Here is a 17280-nt window from a genome sequence, read left to right on the forward strand (position 1 = left end):
GCGATGCTTTACAAATAGTCAAGATTACGCATTTTGAATTTTGTTTTGTTCCAAGATGAAAAAAGTCGCTGTGCTGTGAGCTACTAAAACGTCGTCATCCCGGTACACTTTTCCTTCTACTAATATGGTTTTTGTTCCTTTATGTAGTATTGCGGCTTTACAGATGAGCTCTTGACCAACAGCCGGAGCAGTGTAATTAATTTTCATTTCTTGTGTTACAGCCAATTGATGGGGGAGAAGCGTCTTAAAAACTAGTTTTCCCATTGTGCTGTCTAGTAAGGTTGCAGTCATCCCACCGTGAACGATTTGTAAAGAATTATCTAGCAATGGGGTTATCGGCATTTTAATAACCATCTCACCATCTTCTTCTGCTTCATGTAATCCTAATAGCGAATGGATGTATGTTTTCTGTTTTCCTTCCTTTTTTAGCTGTATGGCACGTAACATTGAAAGTAATAAATGTTTCTCCTCATCGTTTAGACATTCGAACTCTTCCAATTTCATTTTCTTCCATCCCTCCTTATTTCATGATACCAAATAATATATGCATTTTTGCTGTTGGCATTTAATTTTTTCCTGTTGCCATTCACAACTACATTTGATTTGTAATATAGTGCTAATAGGCAAAAAGCAATAGGGGTGTGTACGATGACGAAGAAAAGTGTTCATCCAACTGTTCAACAATTTAAAGAATTTGTTAAAGAACATCCGAAATTAATTGAAACCGTTCGAAAAGGTGAGAAAGATTGGAAAGAAGTTTTTGAAGATTGGCGGCTATTAGGAAATGATGATCCGATTTGGAGTAAATATAAAACAGAAGAAATAGACGAACAAATAGATAAAGGGTCTTTTTTTACGACACTTCTGTCTTCCGTAAAAAATATGGACGCCAACCAAATAAACGAAAATTTGTATAAAATGAATAATGCGATTTCATCTATTCAAGACTTCATTCAAACGTTCAGTGGAAATAAAACATCAAATGTAAGTACACAGAAAAAAAATGAACTATTTATGTTTCGAAAGGATTAGTTGAGCGTGCGCCAAGAATTATATAATTATATTCAGTCCAATCAAGACTTAAGGCGATTTATTCGTGAACAGCCACATTGGTATCGAAAATTAACAAGAGATCCGAAGCAAATTGAAAACATGCAGATTGAAATGATGAATTATTACCAAAAAACGATTCCGCATAGAGTGTCGGGATTTTCTCAATCATTACAACTCGTTGAGATGATGATAGGCATGATGGGATCGGCCATACAGAAGGACTAAACGAGTGATGAGCTTAATGGCTTAACTCGTTTTTTTACGAAAAAAATTCCTTTCTTTTCTTTTTTACATGGTTTATGAGAAAGTAGTAAACCATAAGAAAAAAAGGAGGTTTTTTAGTGGTTGTTTTACGTATTTTATCCATCATTATTTTGTCCATCTTCGGATTGACAGGGTGTATGGGTGATAAACCAACTCCAGAAGGTCATGCTCTTGCCGCAATGAATTTAATTCAAACGAATAAAGAACAAGCTACGATGTCAGTTCACTATCTGGCAAAAAATAATCGAGTATATATTGAATGCTATATTGCCAATTTTTCTTTTTCAGAAGGCAATGGTTTTATCAATGTATATCTAGATGGAAAAAAGGTGGATGCTGTTCGTTCCGCTGCATTTGTCATAGAAAATGTCAAAGCAGGACAACATAATATAACTTTGCAGCTTGTACAAAATAATCAAATTATTTCATCGAGTGAGCGAACGGTTTATATGGATGGCTTGTAATATTTGTAAGGGTTAAAGAGGTCATACTTGTCGGTAAAAGTTCGGACATGGTAAGATAATTGCATGGAGGTGTCTCTATGCATGCTTCGACTGAAAGCATTTTATTAATAAATCAAGCTGATGAATTGGCGAATATGATTTTACGTTCTGAGTTAGCAGAGCGTTATCGTACGTGTCGAGATGCTTTGAAACAGGACAAGACAGCACAATCGATTATTAATCGTTTTACGAAAGTAAAAGAGCTCTATGAAGATGTACAGCGATTTGGGAAATATCACCCTGATTATCGTGAAATCTCGCGAAATATGCGTGAAGTGAAAAGAGAATTGGACTTAAATGATACGATTTCAGCGTTTAAAAAAGCTGAACGTGAATTACAACAACTTCTTGATGAGGTTAGTGTATACATTGGCCATTCGGTTTCAGAACATATAAAAGTACCGACGGGGAACCCTTATTTCGACTCAGCATCTTGTGGGTCTGGTTGTGGTTCAGGTGGTAGTTGCAATTGTAAGGCATCTTAAAAAGCGAGGACATATCCCTCGCTTTTCTTATATATTACTTTTGATTTTTCCATATACAATCTTCACATTCATTACCACAACAAAACATTTTTTCTTGTGGTACGAAAAATCGATGACGAAATACATACAATTGTTTAGTTTGACGTACAAATATTGTTTGAGTGGTTATCCGCTTCGACTTAATTATTTGTTTTGCATAGCCTTCAACAATGCCTTCAAGCGCGTTGATTGAAATTGGAGAAGAAACAGTAATATAGATGAAGGGAATACCAGTCACCTTTTTATATTGACTGGATTCAATACGATTGTCATTGGTCAAATTTTGAATGAGCATTACATATAGAGATTCTACATCCATGAAACCCCTCATTTCAAATGTTGATTGTCGGTATTTTGATTAATTGGTAAACTAGTAACAGCACAGGGATGCAAAGGAGAAATGAAAATGTTTCAAAAACGTCAAGGAATGGTTATTTATTTACATTCTTTAAAGCATATAAAAACGATTCGTAAATTCGGTAACATTCATTATGTTTCAAAGCGTTTAAAATATGTCGTGATGTACTGTGATATGGAGCAGCTAGATCATCTAGTGGAAAAATTGTCCTCTTTTTCTTTTGTGAAAAAAGTGGAACCATCTTATAAGCCGTTTTTAAAATTAGAATTCGAGAAAAAAGTGGATAAAGCAAAAGAATATGACTATAAAATGGGGTTATAAGAGCAGAATCAATTTGATTCTGCTCTTATTGCATTGGTGGTAAATAACGATTCATTCTTAAAATCCCAATTAAATGTTGATAGTAAAGTTCCTTTTCAGGATATATTGTAGAAGGCTTTACGTTTAACTCAATGATGTCCTTTTGAAGTTGTTCTGCTGTCTGAGCAAATAAGTCAAAACGCTTATTTGGCTTTTTGTGAGGGTTTGGAATTCCTTCCCTACATATGTAAATAGGCTGGAAGTCTCCTGGATTTGTAGGATTTAAAACGATAACAAGTGAAGTTACATCTTCTTCTTTAATCGTTGAGTGAAATGCCATTAAATAGGAAATTCGATCTCTATTTCGCTTAGCAATTTCAATTAATTCATATATATCAGAGTATCCTTCACCTAATTCAATAAAGCGTTGAATCACTTCAGATTTCCCCCATTTCATCAGTTTCATCATCCAATCTTAACATGTACCAATAGGAAAGAAAAGAGTCGATTATCGTTGTGTTCTAAGACACTGATCATCTAAGTACCAATGAAAGCAGGAATAAAAAAATCCCCGCAGATACCTGCAGGGTCCTTCTAAATTTTTAAAGTAACTCCTTTAAAATTAGAAGGCAAAGGGAGAGGAGAAACCGGAGGAAGAACTTATGGGGAAACGTAAGTCTTCTCCGCGGTTGGCAACAACATCATCGTGTCGATGTTGTCACTAGTCATTATGACCAATTGCAAAAAGGATATACGTAATTTCTAATTTTTTCGTACCACATGTATTCCCGGCCCCCTTGTTGTTTCTTTTAAATCACTATGATAAGATGTTAGTGCGAAAAAAGAGGAAATTTGTAAAGTAGTGGTGAATATACAATGAGAGTTGTTTCAGGGTCACGAAAAGGCCAACCGTTAAAAGCGGTTCCAGGCATGACAACAAGACCGACAACAGATAAAGTAAAAGAATCCATTTTTAATATGGTGGGCCCTTATTTTGAAGGAGGGATGGTCTTAGACTTGTTCGCTGGAAGCGGTGGACTAGGGATCGAAGCGCTTTCCAGAGGGATGGATAAAGCTATATTTATTGACCGTGATCGTAAAGCAATCCAAACTATACATACGAACCTGAAGGCATGTAAATTTACTGAGCAGGCTGAAGTTTACAAAACGGAAGCAGATCGAGCGTTGAAAGCTCTTGTTAAGCGTTCGTTAACGTTCGATTTAATTATGCTTGATCCACCGTATAAAAAACAGCAATTAGAACGTATTTTATCCTTCATAGATGAGCATCAGCTTCTCGAAAAAGAAGGAATGATTATATGTGAACATAGCGATGAAGTAAGGCTACCAAATGTCATTGGATCACTTACTCAAAAAAAGATGGAAGTATACGGTCAAACCATTATTACTATTTATCATATGAGCCATAATGGATGGGGGAATGAACTTGAGTAAAATTGCAGTTTGTCCAGGGAGTTTTGACCCTGTAACATACGGGCATTTAGATATCATTAAACGAGGGGCAAATGTTTTTGATGAAGTACATGTATGTGTGCTAAACAATTCATCTAAAAATCCTCTTTTTACTGTGGAGGAACGCTGTGAGCTTTTGCGTCAAGTGACAGCTGATATTCCGAACGTCAAGGTGGAATCATTTAAAGGACTTTTGGTCGATTATGCAAAGGAAAAAAAAGCAAACGTGATTTTAAGAGGTCTTCGAGCGGTTTCTGATTTCGAATATGAAATGCAGATCACGTCGATGAATCGAATTTTAGAGGAGAATATTGAAACATTTTTTATGATGACAAATAATCAATACTCCTTTTTAAGCTCTAGTATTGTAAAAGAGGTAGCGAAGTATGGCGGGGATATTTCAGAACTTGTTCCAAAAGCTGTACAGGAAGCGTTGATTGAAAAATTTAAATAAAGGAAGAATAAAAAGGTGACCCTGTTTCGTTAGGGGCACCTTTTTTTACTTCATTTTCAATGTACTTTAGTTAAAGAGTGCTTCTCAATACATATCTTCTCCAATAGATAAGTAAGTAGATGATTATACTAGTAATCGTTATTATCGGGCCAATAGAAAGAATTTCGTTGAAAAATACAAGCCAATTTTCTGGATGAACGGGCTTAAACGCAGATACGACTCCTTCTGAAATGGTTGATTTGATATAGAGTGGTTGAAAAAAAATGTACGTAAAGATGATAGCAAATATTCCTTGTAAGACTCTCCCGATAAAAAAAGGGGTAAATCGAATATCTGTTTCTGAAATAATACTTGCTACCTGTGCTTGAACTGATAGACCACTGAAGGCAAGAATAAAACTGGCCATCATCGTTTTATATAATAATATACTGTCAGATTCGCTAACTAATTTCGTTCCAAGGGTAATTTCAAAAAGGCCTGAGATCATGGGTATACCAAGTGTCTCCGGCACTCCAAAAGATGCTAGAACCACACCTATGAACATACCTAAAAATTTTGTGAACCCGATAAGGGATAACATTTGATTCAATACAGAGAACAATATGATAAAACCGCCGATCATCAGTAATGTTTGGACGGAATGTATGACCGCATCACCAAGCATTTTACCTAAGGGAGGAGGTGAGGAGACTTCTTCTTTCACAAAGAAAGAAGGCTTCCTTCTATCACTTTGTTTTTCTTTTCCATAAAATCTCATCAGGATACCGACACAAAAATTGCTTAAATAATGGGAAATAAGAAGAACTAATGCGAGTTGTTCATTGTGAAAAAAGCCGACGGAAACAGCAGCTATGATAAATAAAGGATTGGAGCAATTTGTGAATGAAATTAGTCGTTCAGCCTCAATTCTTGTTATTTGATTCGTTTCTCGGAGTCGAGCTGTAAATTTTGCTCCAGCTGGAAACCCTGAAGCCATTCCCATTGCCCACACAAAACCTCCTACCCCTGGAACGCGAAACAGAGGTCTCATAAGTGGTTCTAATAGTATGCCAATAAATCTGACGACTCCATATCCAATTAACAATTCTGAAGCAATAAAAAACGGAAGTAATGATGGAAATACGACGTTCCACCACATACTTAGTCCGTACTTAGAGGCTTCAAGCGATTCTTTAGGGAACAAAATGATTAAAAGGGCAAATATTGAAAAGCTGATCGCCATCGCTTTATTGTTGAAGTCGGTTTTGGTCAAAAAGAATACCTCCAATTAAAACTAGTGTGTTAACGAGCATTCAAAACTGCGCATAAGAGAAGAACATGGTAAAATAGAGAAAAGTTAAACACAAATTGTGCGTGTCCACTCTTTCTATCCAAATATACGTGTATAGGTGGTATGTTTAGACCATAAGATAGATAACAAATTCATCTTTTTAGGAGGATAACATGGGGAAAAAGCCTACCGTTGGAGTGGCTTTAGGATCTGGAGGTGCTCGAGGTTTTGCGCATCTTGGGGTTTTAAAAATGTTAGTGGAACATAATATCCCTATACATTGTGTTGCTGGAAGTAGTATGGGAGCATTAATTGGTGCTTTTTTTGCTGCTGGGTTAGAAATGGAACAAATGTATAAACTAGCGAAGGTATTCAAACGTAAATATTATCTCGATTTTACTGTTCCAAAAATGGGGTTTGTCACAGGAAATCGAGTAAAAGAATTAATAAAAGCTTTTACAAAGAACAAGAAGATTGAAGAATTGTCAATTCCTTTATCAATTGTTGCAACGGATTTGAATGAAGGGAAAAAAGTTGTATTTAGTAAAGGTTCAGTTGCTGAAGCAGTTCGAGCGAGTATCTCCATTCCTGGCATTTTTGTTCCTGTCCAAATTGATGACATGTTATTAGTTGATGGAGGAGTGGTTGATCGCGTACCCGTATCTGTTGCAAAAGACATGGGGGCTGACATTGTCATTGCGGTTGACGTGTCAGACGTTAAGCGGAATGAAAAAATTACTTCAATCTTTGATGTCATCATGCAAAGCCTTGATATTATGCAAGATGAATTGGTTCATCATCGAAAAATTGCTTCCGATATTATGATTCGGCCGAAAGTGGAACAATTTAGCTCGAGAGCTTTTACCAATATCGAAGAAATATTAAAGAAAGGAGAGGAAGAAGCGGAAAAGCACGTTGACGAGATTAAGGAGCGGATTCAAAAGTGGGAGGAAGAACATGAGAATAAGGAATCGTTGGATTAAGCTAACGACTTTTAGCTTTGTCATCGCTTTAATACTTACGTTTATAAAATTGCCATTTTACATTACTCAACCTGGAATGGCGACGGAAATTAAGCCAATGGTGGAAGTAGAAGGTGGTTATATTGATCAAGGAACATTTGCCTTGACTACCGTTCGAATAGGACGGGCGAATGTTTTCTCTTACTTATGGGCTCAAACACAACCTTTTTATGAAACATACCCTGTTGAGGATGTGAAATATGAAGGGGAGTCGGATGAAGAGTACATTGAGCGCCAAATACATATGATGGAGTCTTCGCAACAATCTGCTGTTCTTGTGGCATATAAGGCAGCAAATAAAGATGTCTCAATACATAATAAAGGTGTTCGCATTATGCAAGTGATTGAAGGAATGCCAGCGGAAGAAGTATTGAAAAATGGCGACATTATTAAACAAGTAGATGGTCAATCAATTCAATCAGCGGATGATTTTATCGCTTATGTGAAAACGAAAAACAAAGGAGACCAAGTGCTGCTCGAAATTGATCGAGAAGGTGATGCACAATCGGTTACTGTTGAGGTTGCCCCATTTCCTGATGACCCAGAAAAGAGTGGAATTGGGATTAGTTTAGTTACAGAACGTAACATCGAAACATCGCCTTCCATCACGTTAAATACGGAGGATATCGGTGGCCCTTCCGCAGGTCTAATGATGTCGCTTGAAATATATAACCAACTAACGGAAGACGATGTGACGAAAGGTCGAAAAATTGCTGGAACAGGCACGATTAACGAAAATGGTGAAGTCGGTCCAATAGGCGGGATTGCTCAAAAAGTAGTAGCGGCACATGAGGCTGGAATGGAAATCTTTTTTGCTCCAAATGAGGAAGGAATAAAGCAATCGAATTACGAAGAAGCGCTTAAAACTGCCAAAGAAATCAACACAACAATGAAAATTGTTCCCGTTGATACGTTTGATGACGCACTAAGTTATCTTCAACAAGCACAATAAAACAAAAAGAAGAAGGCTGCCGATAAAAGGTAGCTTTCTTCTTTTTTGTTTATTGTTACAGAAAGTCTAAGTTCAATAAAGTGTTAAAGTATTCTCTTTACATTTTTTTGTGTCTAGCTCCATGCGCCATCAGCTCGGGTCGCTTCGGCCCTGCTGTGGCGACGGAAGCCTCCTCGCAGGTCCTAAAGCGCCCTTCGCCTAAGGACTTGCGCTTTGCGCTTTTCTTATGTTAAGAAAGTTTTTCGCTCTTCATCAAAACGAAGCGGAGCGGTTGCATACTCTTGTATAAAAAACGGTTCTTGCTTACGTGAGTCTAATGCAAGAGCATACACATTCGCAGCTTTGATATCCATATCTAATAACGGATGTTCCACTGCCGATAACTTAGCTACGAGCGGTATATCTAACGATTTCTTAACTTTTTTTAAATATTGTTGCCCTTTCCTATTCATACCAAGTAAACGAATATAAGGAGCTTGATTTGGAAGATTGTCCATTTGTTCTTTCGTAGTGTTAGTTAATATATGTACACATACTCGCTGGAGTCTTGTCCTTGTATATCGTTTAGTTTTGACGGCATGGAGGAATGAGTGGAACGATTCCGAGCTTTTAATTTTTGATTTTAACCTATGCTCTAATCCTTCCTCAACCTCATAGATATTAGCTAATTCAGATTTAGTCTTCGTTAAAATTGCATATTTTAAGAGAGGAAAATAGCTTTCCCAACGATGAAAATGTTGATGAGATTCGAAATAGTCATTTAGATGATGATACGTCGGTTTCGGAATACTCTCTAATAATGATGAAAGGTCTTGATGTTCAAACAAGGCTTTTCGAATGCTTGTTGCACTTGAAATCGAGGATTGATGAAGAGTTTCATCATGATATCCTCCACCAATTCGTTTAATCGTTTCAGCACTCATTTTGCTTCCTAGTGTGTGGATGGCATTTAAATATTGAAACCCAAGTATATTATTGGGCTGACTTAAGTCGACAACGAAGTCTTCTGGACCTATAATTGTGTGGAATGCAATTGATTTCGCCTTCGGATAACTATGTCCTTTATCGAGTGCATATTTTAATGCAACGTTGTATTCTTCTTTCTTTTTTGTTAAAAGGTCAAGCGTTCGTTTAAAAGGTTCAATATCACCTTGTTCACTACCAAAACAAACCGATTGACATCGTAATGCATCTAAAATAGCGATTGATCCTTTAGCGAAGTATTCAGCTGATTGGGTAGAAAAAGCATACGGAAGCTCTACAATAAGGTCCACACCACTTTCAAGTGCCATTTTTGCTCTAGCCCACTTTGAAACAAGTGCGGGCTCTCCTCTTTGTAGAAAATAACCGCTCATAACTGCGATTATGCAGTCTGCCTTTGTTTTTTCTTTTGCCATTTGTAAATGATAATAATGTCCGTTATGAAAAGGATTGTATTCAACTACAAGTCCCGTAGCTTTCATCGATCTCACCAACCTATTTTCATTTTGACTTTTTTTATTTTCATGTTACATTTGTATAGAAGTTGCCTATATTATAGCGTCAAGAAAAAATATTGACAAATATTCTTTTGAAAGCTATAATTACCTTTGTTGTCTTGAGGTGATACCATTTGAAATGGTCAGTACATGAATTGTTTAAACGACAAGATAAAGGATTACTGATTAATGAAAACATTGAATTGAACGAGTTAGTGAATTCGCACTCAGACTTGCGGGGATTATCGCCAATCCACGTTGAAGGAAAGGCTGATATTAGCTCGTCAAAAGTTACGTTCCATCTAACGATATCTGGTGTCATGACGCTACCGTGTGCGCGGACGCTTGTCGATGTGGAATATCCGTTTACGATTCAAACGGTTGAGACATTTTTGTTAAAGCCGAGTGATTACGATGAAAACGATGAAAATACACATTCGGTTCAAGGGGATACGGTTGATCTAATGCCTGTCATTCGCGAACTTGTCCTCCTTGAAGTGCCGTTACAAGTGTTTAGTGATCATGCAGCACCTCAAGAGGGAAATAACTGGAAGTTGATTTCAGAAGAAGAACAAAAAAATAAAATTGACCCACGATTAGCAGGTCTGGCGAAATTTTTTGAACAAGATGACAATCGTTCATAACATTTTTTACTCTCTGTAAGGAGGTGGGAAAGATGGCTGTACCTTTTAGAAGAACTTCTAAAACGAAGAAAAGATTACGTCGTACACATTTCAAGCTTCAAGTTCCTGGCATGGTAGAATGCCCGAACTGCGGAGAGATGAAATTAGCTCACCGCGTATGTAAAGCTTGTGGTACTTACAAAGGAAAAGAAGTTGTAAATAAATAATCTTCTTTCTAGAGGTGTCTTTAAGTTAGGATAACTAACTTGAAGATGCCTCTTTTTCATTTTTTCTGGTGGAATGTGAATGTTGGGAATGATTAGGGATGGATGTACAATCGCTTTTTTGATAATTTCGAACCAATATTCCTTCTATTGTGGACAGTTGGTATACTAGTTTACAAAAGGGGGATGGAATGAACATGCAAAAATTAATGAAATCTGAAAAGGACGGGATTTTACAATTAAAGATTAATCGACAAGAAGTTCGTAATGCAATCGACTTTGATTTAATGGATGAATTTGAAAGTGCAATTACACAAATAAAAGATAATGCTACATTAAAGGGTGTAGTCTTAATAGGTGAAGGGGAACGAGCATTTTGCTCGGGTGGAGATTTATCCGTTTTCCACCAATTGAAGACAAAAGAAGAAGCATTTAACATGTTATCAAGAATGGGGAATATTTTATACGAATGGATGACCCTTCCGATTCCGACGTTTTCTATATTAAATGGTACTGCAGTAGGAGGGGGATGTGAAATCGCAACAGCATGTGACTTTCGAATTGCGAAAAGAAGTGCAAAAGTTGGTTTTATACAAGGGAAGTTAGCAATTACAACCGGTTGGGGAGGCGCTTCGATGTTATTTGAAAAGTTACCGCATGCACAAGCGATGGAAATGTTATGCTCTGCTAAAGTGTATACGGCGAAAGAGGCTCACGCGTTAGGGTTTATAACAAAAATTGTAGAAGATGATTATTTTGAACAAGAAGCCTATGAATACATTAACACCGTGACAGCTTGCTCAGTTGATGTATTAAAAGCGTACAAACAAAACAAAGTATTAGAGTGGAAACAACGTTTAAAAGAAAAGATGGAAGAAGAAATTAACCGCTGTTCAATTTTGTGGGAAAAGGAAGAGCATATAAATGCTGTGAATCAATTTTTGAGCCAGTAGACAACCTTCTAGTAGTCTATCTACTCTATTAGCTGCATAAAATGTGTCAAAGGGATAATGGAAAGCAGCTTTTTAGGGGGGGATGATGATGTCTGCTACACGTCAAGACGCATGGACACAAGATGAAGATTTATTGTTAGCGGAAGTTGTACTACGTCATATTCGGGAAGGCGGTACCCAATTATCAGCTTTTGAAGAAGTTGGAAAAAAATTATCGCGAACTTCCGCAGCTTGTGGTTTCCGATGGAATTCGTATGTCCGCAAGCAATATACTACGGGAATTGAATTAGCAAAAAAACAGCGAAAAGAATTAAGGAAACAAAATCGTGATACGATTAAAGGAACTAGTGAACCTAAAATCGATCAAAATACAACAGCCCTTAATTTACAAGATATTATTCAATATTTAAAAGGGTTAGAAGATAAGCATTCAATCGAAGAGTTACAGGGTGAAAATCAAGAATTAAAAGGAAAAGTGAATGCACTTGGAGAAAAGCTGTTTCAATTAGAGCAAGAAAATAGTGCTCTTAAGCGTCATTTGGAAGAAGTTGAGGAAGATTATCGAGCGTTAATTGAAATTATGGAAAAAGCCAGAAAGATGGTTGTTTTACAAGAAGAGGAAAAGAAAGTGAAATTTCAAATGGATCGGAACGGAAATCTTGAAAGAGTGGAAAAATAGAAGTCTAGACAATTTTGTCTAGACTTCTATTTTGTGTTAGGTAGTATTCTTCGTTTGATTACGATTCTTTTGCAGTTACGCCCTTAGGATACCAGACAAGAGGGTTTTCTCCACGGTCTCTTTCCATATCATAATCGACAGGTACAAATCCCATTTTCTCCCAGAAATGAGCTGATTTCACACGTGGGTTTGTTTTAATAGGAAGCCCAAAAGATTTTGCAAACTCTACTAACGCTTGACCATATCCCCGCTTTTGGTAGTCAGGTAAAACTTCAAGTTTCCATAGTTCCAAATAGTCTTGAGCTGGTTCAAAGTATTGATCAAACCTTTTGTCTACTCGATAAAGACTCATCCGTGCAACCAATTTATCCCCGTAATAAACTCCGTAAAACGGTGAGTCACTATCATTTTCAATAATGTTAGCTTGTAAATCCTCAAGCATCGATAACTCTTGAAGTCCATATTCTTTAAATTTTTTAAATTCCTCAAGTGTTTTATAGTTAACAAGTAAACGCTCTACTTTCGTCAAGTTCATTTCCCCCTTTAACCATCTATGCTGCTGTTAATTCATAAATTGTTATACAGAATGGATATTAATAAATTAAATCGTGACTCGTTGATAAGAAATTCGAAGGGAGTCTTTTATGATTGTTAAGTATTTCTAATAATGACATTATACAAAAAAATCAATCTTTTTTCCAAAGATTATTTTGAATAAAACTAAATTTCAAAATTTAGAAAGCGTTTTCTTGAAAAGAGGAGGAATTTTTGAAATTCATGTCGAATGTATCCATTTGTCAGGGGATGGAGAATGATGAACAAAGGGGGAAAGGCATTGAAAAAAGTACTAATTGCAAATCGTGGTGAGATCGCAACGCGTATTATTGAAACGTGTGAAAAAATGGGAATCGAAACAGTTGCTGTTTATAGCGACGCCGATGCCAATCTCGAATTTGTCGAGAAAGCGACTCATGCCTACCGAATTGGAGAAAGTCCCGTAGCGAAATCTTATTTAAAGTCGGATACCATTTTAGAAATTGCAAAAAGAGAAAATGTGGAGGCCATTCATCCAGGATACGGATTTTTATCTGAAAATGAACAATTTGCTAGAAATGTAATGGATGCAGGAATTACTTTCATTGGTCCATCTCCGGATGTCATTGGTCTTATGGGAGACAAAGTTGAAGCAAGAAAGAAAATGGAAGAAGCTGGCGTACCGATTTTACCAGGAAGTTCAGAAGGTGTAAAAACATTAGAGGAAGCGAAAGTGCTCGCTGAGCAAATTGGCTACCCAGTCATGCTTAAGTCTAGTGGAGGTGGCGGTGGCATAGGAATGCAAAAGTGCCATGATGAGTCTGAACTAGAAAAAGCCTTCCAAACGACAAAAAATAGAGCTCAAGCTTATTTTGGATCAGATAAAGTTTTTATCGAAAAGTGGATATCAAACGCACGACATGTTGAAATACAATTGTTTGCTGATTCTTTCGGAAATGTCGTTCACTTATTTGAACGTGATTGCTCTATTCAACGAAGAAACCAAAAAGTGGTGGAAGAATCTCCGTCCCCTTTCATTTCAGAAGAAACACGCCAAAAAATGTGTGAGGCAGCAATAAAAGCTGCTAAGCATGTTGGTTATGTGAATGCAGGAACCGTTGAATTTATTGTTGATGAAAACGAACATTTTTACTTTTTAGAAATGAATACGAGGTTGCAAGTAGAACATCGTGTAACGGAACTAATTACAAATATTGATTTAGTAGAATGGCAACTTCGCGTTGCGAATGGGGAGGAACTTCCGCTAAAACAGCATGAAATTCAATCAAAAGGTCATGCGATGGAGTTTCGCCTTTATGCTGAGGATCCAGTTCGCTTTTTACCTTCACCAGGTGAAATTCAAGAACTTGTGTTACCAAGATTAGAAGGAATCATTGTCGATAACGCATATCGTCAAGGAGATAAAGTTACCCCATTTTATGATCCTCTCGTTGCGAAAATCATTGTGAAAGGAATGAATCGTGACGACACCCTTTTACTTGCTAAGCAATACTTTGAAGCTGTTGTGCTAAATGGGATTAAAACGAATCTCCCGTTATTCCAAGAATTAATTGGAGATGAAGCGTTTAAAAATGGTGAATATTGCACGAATTATCTCGAAAGCCGAACGATCGCTCAATCATAATTTTCGAATAAATGGAGGAATAGAAGATGCAAGAAATTAAATCTACGATGGCAGGAACAGTATTAAATATTCACGTTTCAAAAGGGGATGAAGTAACAGTTGGTCAAGATGTACTTACGTTAGAATCGATGAAGATGGAAATTCCTGTTCAAAGTGAAGGGACAGGAGTCGTTGATGAGGTAAAAGTACAAATTGGTGATTTTGTAAACGAGGGCGATGTTTTATTAACGATTTCGAAATAAGGGGGGGATGAAGATGATGAAAACCGATCATTTAGACAATCAATTGAAAGAGCGGATTGAAGAAGTATACAAAGGTGGTCATGCAAAGTATCATGAAAAATTAAAACAACAAAATAAATTATTTGTCCGCGAACGATTGTCACTATTATTTGATAATGGAACATATAAGGAAGATGGACTATTTGCTAACTACGAAGCGGGAGATTTACCGGCGGATGGTGTCGTAACTGCGATTGGAAAAATAAATGGACAAACGGTATGTGTTATGGCAAATGATTCAACGGTAAAGGCTGGCTCGTGGGGGGCGCGAACAGTTGAGAAAATTATCCGTATTCAAGAAACGGCTGAAAAACTTTGTGTTCCCCTTTTATACTTGGTGGATTCAGCTGGTGCGAGAATTACAGATCAGATTGACATGTTTCCGAATCGCCGTGGAGCTGGACGAATCTTTTATAATCAAGTGAAATTATCTGGAAAGATTCCGCAGGTTTGTTTATTGTTTGGACCTTCTGCAGCTGGGGGAGCTTATATCCCTGCTTTCTGTGATATCGTTATTATGGTAGATGGAAATGCCTCCATGTATTTAGGTTCTCCAAGAATGGCGGAAAAGGTGATTGGAGAAAAGGTTACGTTAGAAGAGATGGGCGGCGCAAAAATGCATTGTTCTGTAAGTGGATGTGGGGATGTCCTTGCAAGTGATGAAAAAGAAGCGATTATGCTGGCGCGAAATTACCTCTCCTACTTTCCATCTAACTATAAGGAAAAAACGGAAAAAGTAACTCCGAAATTGCCGATAGAAGGAAGAACATTGGCTGAGATTGTACCAGAAAATCAAAACGTTCCATTTGATATGTATGAGTTTATTAATGGATTGATTGATGAAGGTAGCTTTTTTGAAATTAAAAAGCTCTTTGCACCAGAATTAATTACAGGATTAGCAAGAATTGACGGACATGTTGTTGGAATTGTTGCGAATCAGCCACGTGTAAAAGGCGGGGTATTATTTGTTGATTCAGCTGATAAAGCAGCCAAGTTCATTCAACTATGTGACGCATATCATATTCCGCTTCTTTTCTTAGCGGACGTTCCGGGCTTTATGATAGGAACGAAGGTAGAGCGGGCAGGTATTATTCGTCACGGTGCGAAAATGATTGCGGCAATGAGCTCAGCGACGGTTCCAAAAATTTCAGTTATTGTTCGTAAGGCGTATGGAGCAGGATTATATGCGATGGCTGGACCTGCTTTTGAACCGGATGTTTGTTTAGCGCTTCCTACTGCTCAAATTGCGGTAATGGGACCTGAAGCAGCTGTAAATGCAGTATATTCAAATAAAATTAATGAAATCGATGATCCGAAAGAGAAAATCGCATTTGTGCAACAAAAACAAAAAGAATATAAAGAGCACATCGATATTTATAAACTAGCTTCAGAGCTTATCGTAGATGGAATAGTAAGTGCTAATGAATTACGAGATGAATTAAGCACACGACTTGACTATTATGAAACAAAACAATTAAAATTTACAGATCGTAAACACCCGGTTTATCCGGTATAATTGAAAGAATGGTGGCCGTATCGGTCACCTTCTTTAAATTTATATTAGACTTAATTTTTATACATATTACCTTCTGATTTCTAGCTCCAATCGCCAACGTCTTGGGTCGTTTCGCTCCTGATGTGTCGGCTCTCTTCTCCCACTTAGGTCTTCCTGACCTTAGCCGATAGGCGGGAGCTTTGAATGTTTTAAATTAGACAATTCCTTAGCAAAGGAGATTGAAAGGGTAGGTGAGAAAGTTGAAAATTGGTGTTATCGGTGGAGGGGCTGTAGGGTTATTGTTAACCGCGTTTTTGTCCGAGCACTTTAATGTAACCCTATATACGCGTACAGAACAGCAAGCAGACATCATTAGGGAGAATGGAATCAAAGTAACAGGAGTTACAAAGAAATCGCTAAATCCACAACTAATTAAGAGCATCCCTCAATATCATGAAGAAGTGCTATTTGTAACGGTAAAGCAATACCATTTAACTAATATCCTTGACGAACTAGAGAAGCTTTCCGCTCGCACTATTATTTTCTTGCAAAATGGAATGTCCCATATTGAACAATTATCGAGATTAAAACAACACCAACTTTTTGTAGGTGTTGTGGAACATGGAGTGTTAAAGAAATGTGAGAATGAGGTAATCCATACTGGTGAAGGACGAATCGTTGTCGCTCCATTCCAACCGAATAATGATTATTCAATTCTTGCAACTATTTCTGAGAAAACAAATAGGGAGTTTCCGGTCCTACTTGAAGAAGAATGGTATCCTCTACTAGCTAAAAAGTTATTAGTGAATGCGGTAATCAACCCATTAACGGCACTTTGGAAGGTGAAAAATGGTCAACTTGTAACAAACCCATCTTTTCAAAATACGGTGCATATGTTGTTTCAAGAAATATGGGGTATTTTGGAGTTAGATCATTTTGATGAATACTATGAATATTTGTTGGCGATTTGTGAAAAAACGGCTGAAAATGAATCATCCATGCTACGGGATTTAAAGCATGGAAACATAACGGAAGTCGATTCAATTTTAGGATACATTTTAAATAGAGCAACCAGTCAAAATAAAGATGTACCGTTGACAACTTTTTTGTTTCACTCAATTAAAGGGTTAGAACGAAATTGTTAAAAATGAGTGCAAAATTTTTTGTTTGAACTCCAATCCGTGCTATACTCAAT

23 protein-coding genes are annotated in these 17280 nt (G+C 37.1%); 17 read left to right on the forward strand and 6 right to left on the reverse strand.

Annotated elements, in window-relative coordinates; translation table 11 throughout:
• Nucleotides 1–24 precede the first annotated feature (24 nt).
• Nucleotides 25–504, reverse strand: coding sequence for a PaaI family thioesterase (locus ML543_RS07865; RefSeq protein ID WP_243386692.1), 480 nt, complete (start codon nucleotides 502–504; stop codon nucleotides 25–27).
• A gap of 144 nt (nucleotides 505–648) precedes the next feature.
• On the opposite strand from ML543_RS07865, the gene ylbD reads away from it, so the two are divergent.
• From ylbD to ML543_RS07885, 4 genes are all read left to right on the forward strand, one after another.
• Complete coding sequence (ylbD, locus tag ML543_RS07870) at nucleotides 649–1032, forward strand: YlbD family protein (RefSeq protein WP_243386693.1); 384 nt, start codon at nucleotides 649–651, stop codon at nucleotides 1030–1032.
• 6 nt (nucleotides 1033–1038) lie between these two features.
• The gene (locus tag ML543_RS07875; RefSeq protein WP_243386695.1) at nucleotides 1039–1278 is read left to right on the forward strand and encodes a YlbE-like family protein; all 240 of its coding nucleotides are present in this window, start codon (nucleotides 1039–1041) and stop codon (nucleotides 1276–1278) included.
• A gap of 116 nt (nucleotides 1279–1394) precedes the next feature.
• A complete protein-coding gene (locus ML543_RS07880; protein ID WP_243386697.1) occupies nucleotides 1395–1781 on the forward strand; it encodes a hypothetical protein in 387 nt (128 codons plus the stop codon).
• A gap of 77 nt (nucleotides 1782–1858) precedes the next feature.
• Nucleotides 1859–2305, forward strand: coding sequence for a YlbF/YmcA family competence regulator (locus ML543_RS07885; protein ID WP_243386699.1), 447 nt, complete (start codon nucleotides 1859–1861; stop codon nucleotides 2303–2305).
• Between the two features lie 34 nt (nucleotides 2306–2339).
• On the opposite strand, the gene ML543_RS07890 is transcribed toward ML543_RS07885, so the two are convergent.
• A complete protein-coding gene (locus ML543_RS07890) occupies nucleotides 2340–2663 on the reverse strand; it encodes a hypothetical protein (protein ID WP_243386701.1) in 324 nt (107 codons plus the stop codon).
• An 87-nt stretch (nucleotides 2664–2750) separates the two neighbouring features.
• Between ML543_RS07890 and ML543_RS07895 the strand changes: the two genes are divergently transcribed.
• Nucleotides 2751–3023 carry a YlbG family protein gene (locus ML543_RS07895; RefSeq protein ID WP_243386703.1) on the forward strand — a complete coding sequence of 91 codons (273 nt, stop codon included), beginning with the start codon at nucleotides 2751–2753 and terminating at the stop codon, nucleotides 3021–3023.
• A 25-nt stretch (nucleotides 3024–3048) separates the two neighbouring features.
• Here the strand turns inward: ML543_RS07895 and ML543_RS07900 are convergent, their stop codons facing one another.
• A complete protein-coding gene (locus ML543_RS07900; protein ID WP_243387000.1) occupies nucleotides 3049–3438 on the reverse strand; it encodes a DUF7147 family protein in 390 nt (129 codons plus the stop codon).
• A gap of 440 nt (nucleotides 3439–3878) precedes the next feature.
• On the opposite strand from ML543_RS07900, the gene rsmD reads away from it, so the two are divergent.
• Both rsmD and coaD read left to right on the forward strand, forming a co-directional pair.
• On the forward strand, nucleotides 3879–4457 hold the full coding sequence (gene rsmD, locus ML543_RS07905; protein ID WP_243386705.1) for a 16S rRNA (guanine(966)-N(2))-methyltransferase RsmD: 579 nt from the start codon (nucleotides 3879–3881) through the stop codon (nucleotides 4455–4457).
• Nucleotides 4450–4929, forward strand: coding sequence for a pantetheine-phosphate adenylyltransferase (gene coaD / locus ML543_RS07910; RefSeq protein ID WP_243386707.1), 480 nt, complete (start codon nucleotides 4450–4452; stop codon nucleotides 4927–4929). Before rsmD ends, coaD begins: the two co-directional genes overlap by 8 nt.
• A 70-nt stretch (nucleotides 4930–4999) precedes the next feature.
• Here coaD and ylbJ read toward each other — a convergent pair whose 3' ends face one another.
• Nucleotides 5000–6181 (reverse strand): sporulation integral membrane protein YlbJ, encoded by a 1182-nt coding sequence (gene ylbJ / locus ML543_RS07915; RefSeq protein ID WP_341482351.1) that lies wholly within the window; start codon nucleotides 6179–6181, stop codon nucleotides 5000–5002.
• A 191-nt stretch (nucleotides 6182–6372) separates the two neighbouring features.
• Here ylbJ and ML543_RS07920 point away from each other — a divergent pair, with 191 nt between their 5' ends.
• Nucleotides 6373–7182 (forward strand): patatin-like phospholipase family protein, encoded by an 810-nt coding sequence (locus ML543_RS07920; protein ID WP_243386710.1) that lies wholly within the window; start codon nucleotides 6373–6375, stop codon nucleotides 7180–7182.
• A complete protein-coding gene (locus ML543_RS07925; protein WP_243386711.1) occupies nucleotides 7157–8173 on the forward strand; it encodes a SepM family pheromone-processing serine protease in 1017 nt (338 codons plus the stop codon). The genes ML543_RS07920 and ML543_RS07925 overlap by 26 nt, the downstream gene beginning before the upstream one ends.
• Before the next feature lie 224 nt (nucleotides 8174–8397).
• On the opposite strand, the gene ML543_RS07930 is transcribed toward ML543_RS07925, so the two are convergent.
• Nucleotides 8398–9636, reverse strand: coding sequence for a nucleotidyltransferase (locus tag ML543_RS07930; protein ID WP_243386712.1), 1239 nt, complete (start codon nucleotides 9634–9636; stop codon nucleotides 8398–8400).
• Nucleotides 9637–9785: 149 nt separating this feature from the next.
• Between ML543_RS07930 and ML543_RS07935 the strand changes: the two genes are divergently transcribed.
• The 4 genes from ML543_RS07935 to ML543_RS07950 all read left to right on the forward strand — a co-directional run bounded on the left by ML543_RS07935 (nucleotide 9786) and on the right by ML543_RS07950 (nucleotide 12130).
• On the forward strand, nucleotides 9786–10295 hold the full coding sequence (locus ML543_RS07935; RefSeq protein ID WP_243386713.1) for a YceD family protein: 510 nt from the start codon (nucleotides 9786–9788) through the stop codon (nucleotides 10293–10295).
• Between the two features lie 32 nt (nucleotides 10296–10327).
• Nucleotides 10328–10501, forward strand: coding sequence for a 50S ribosomal protein L32 (gene rpmF / locus ML543_RS07940; RefSeq protein ID WP_097159476.1), 174 nt, complete (start codon nucleotides 10328–10330; stop codon nucleotides 10499–10501).
• A gap of 188 nt (nucleotides 10502–10689) precedes the next feature.
• The gene (locus ML543_RS07945; protein WP_243386714.1) at nucleotides 10690–11451 is read left to right on the forward strand and encodes an enoyl-CoA hydratase/isomerase family protein; all 762 of its coding nucleotides are present in this window, start codon (nucleotides 10690–10692) and stop codon (nucleotides 11449–11451) included.
• 88 nt (nucleotides 11452–11539) lie between these two features.
• On the forward strand, nucleotides 11540–12130 hold the full coding sequence (locus ML543_RS07950; RefSeq protein ID WP_243386715.1) for an RsfA family transcriptional regulator: 591 nt from the start codon (nucleotides 11540–11542) through the stop codon (nucleotides 12128–12130).
• A gap of 58 nt (nucleotides 12131–12188) precedes the next feature.
• On the opposite strand, the gene ML543_RS07955 is transcribed toward ML543_RS07950, so the two are convergent.
• Nucleotides 12189–12665 carry an N-acetyltransferase gene (locus tag ML543_RS07955; RefSeq protein WP_472924421.1) on the reverse strand — a complete coding sequence of 159 codons (477 nt, stop codon included), beginning with the start codon at nucleotides 12663–12665 and terminating at the stop codon, nucleotides 12189–12191.
• Between the two features lie 300 nt (nucleotides 12666–12965).
• Between ML543_RS07955 and ML543_RS07960 the strand changes: the two genes are divergently transcribed.
• The 4 genes from ML543_RS07960 to ML543_RS07975 all read left to right on the forward strand — a co-directional run bounded on the left by ML543_RS07960 (nucleotide 12966) and on the right by ML543_RS07975 (nucleotide 17230).
• Nucleotides 12966–14309 carry an acetyl-CoA carboxylase biotin carboxylase subunit gene (locus ML543_RS07960; RefSeq protein ID WP_243386717.1) on the forward strand — a complete coding sequence of 448 codons (1344 nt, stop codon included), beginning with the start codon at nucleotides 12966–12968 and terminating at the stop codon, nucleotides 14307–14309.
• Between the two features lie 26 nt (nucleotides 14310–14335).
• Entirely contained in the window at nucleotides 14336–14551 is a 216-nt protein-coding gene (locus tag ML543_RS07965) for an acetyl-CoA carboxylase biotin carboxyl carrier protein subunit (protein WP_243386718.1), read from the forward strand.
• Between the two features lie 13 nt (nucleotides 14552–14564).
• Nucleotides 14565–16106: an acyl-CoA carboxylase subunit beta gene (locus ML543_RS07970; RefSeq protein WP_243386719.1), complete on the forward strand. Its 1542-nt coding sequence runs from the start codon at nucleotides 14565–14567 to the stop codon at nucleotides 16104–16106.
• A gap of 230 nt (nucleotides 16107–16336) precedes the next feature.
• Nucleotides 16337–17230 (forward strand): 2-dehydropantoate 2-reductase, encoded by an 894-nt coding sequence (locus tag ML543_RS07975; RefSeq protein ID WP_243386720.1) that lies wholly within the window; start codon nucleotides 16337–16339, stop codon nucleotides 17228–17230.
• Nucleotides 17231–17280: the final 50 nt, after the last annotated feature.

Source organism: Bacillus kexueae (assembly GCF_022809095.1).
Taxonomy (GTDB): Bacteria; Bacillota; Bacilli; order Bacillales; family Aeribacillaceae; genus Bacillus_BZ; species Bacillus_BZ kexueae.

Coding starts and splice junctions, on each gene's coding strand:
- ML543_RS07865 (WP_243386692.1), bottom strand. CDS start 504: ATGAAATTGGAAGAGTTCGAATGTCTAAACGATGAGGAGAAACATTTA.
- ylbD (WP_243386693.1), top strand. CDS start 649: ATGACGAAGAAAAGTGTTCATCCAACTGTTCAACAATTTAAAGAATTT.
- ML543_RS07885 (WP_243386699.1), top strand. CDS start 1,859: ATGCATGCTTCGACTGAAAGCATTTTATTAATAAATCAAGCTGATGAA.
- ML543_RS07890 (WP_243386701.1), bottom strand. CDS start 2,663: ATGGATGTAGAATCTCTATATGTAATGCTCATTCAAAATTTGACCAAT.
- ML543_RS07895 (WP_243386703.1), top strand. CDS start 2,751: ATGTTTCAAAAACGTCAAGGAATGGTTATTTATTTACATTCTTTAAAG.
- rsmD (WP_243386705.1), top strand. CDS start 3,879: ATGAGAGTTGTTTCAGGGTCACGAAAAGGCCAACCGTTAAAAGCGGTT.
- ML543_RS07920 (WP_243386710.1), top strand. CDS start 6,373: ATGGGGAAAAAGCCTACCGTTGGAGTGGCTTTAGGATCTGGAGGTGCT.
- ML543_RS07925 (WP_243386711.1), top strand. CDS start 7,157: ATGAGAATAAGGAATCGTTGGATTAAGCTAACGACTTTTAGCTTTGTC.
- ML543_RS07930 (WP_243386712.1), bottom strand. CDS start 9,636: ATGAAAGCTACGGGACTTGTAGTTGAATACAATCCTTTTCATAACGGA.
- rpmF (WP_097159476.1), top strand. CDS start 10,328: ATGGCTGTACCTTTTAGAAGAACTTCTAAAACGAAGAAAAGATTACGT.
- ML543_RS07945 (WP_243386714.1), top strand. CDS start 10,690: ATGAACATGCAAAAATTAATGAAATCTGAAAAGGACGGGATTTTACAA.
- ML543_RS07950 (WP_243386715.1), top strand. CDS start 11,540: ATGTCTGCTACACGTCAAGACGCATGGACACAAGATGAAGATTTATTG.
- ML543_RS07955 (WP_472924421.1), bottom strand. CDS start 12,665: ATGAACTTGACGAAAGTAGAGCGTTTACTTGTTAACTATAAAACACTT.
- ML543_RS07965 (WP_243386718.1), top strand. CDS start 14,336: ATGCAAGAAATTAAATCTACGATGGCAGGAACAGTATTAAATATTCAC.
- ML543_RS07970 (WP_243386719.1), top strand. CDS start 14,565: ATGATGAAAACCGATCATTTAGACAATCAATTGAAAGAGCGGATTGAA.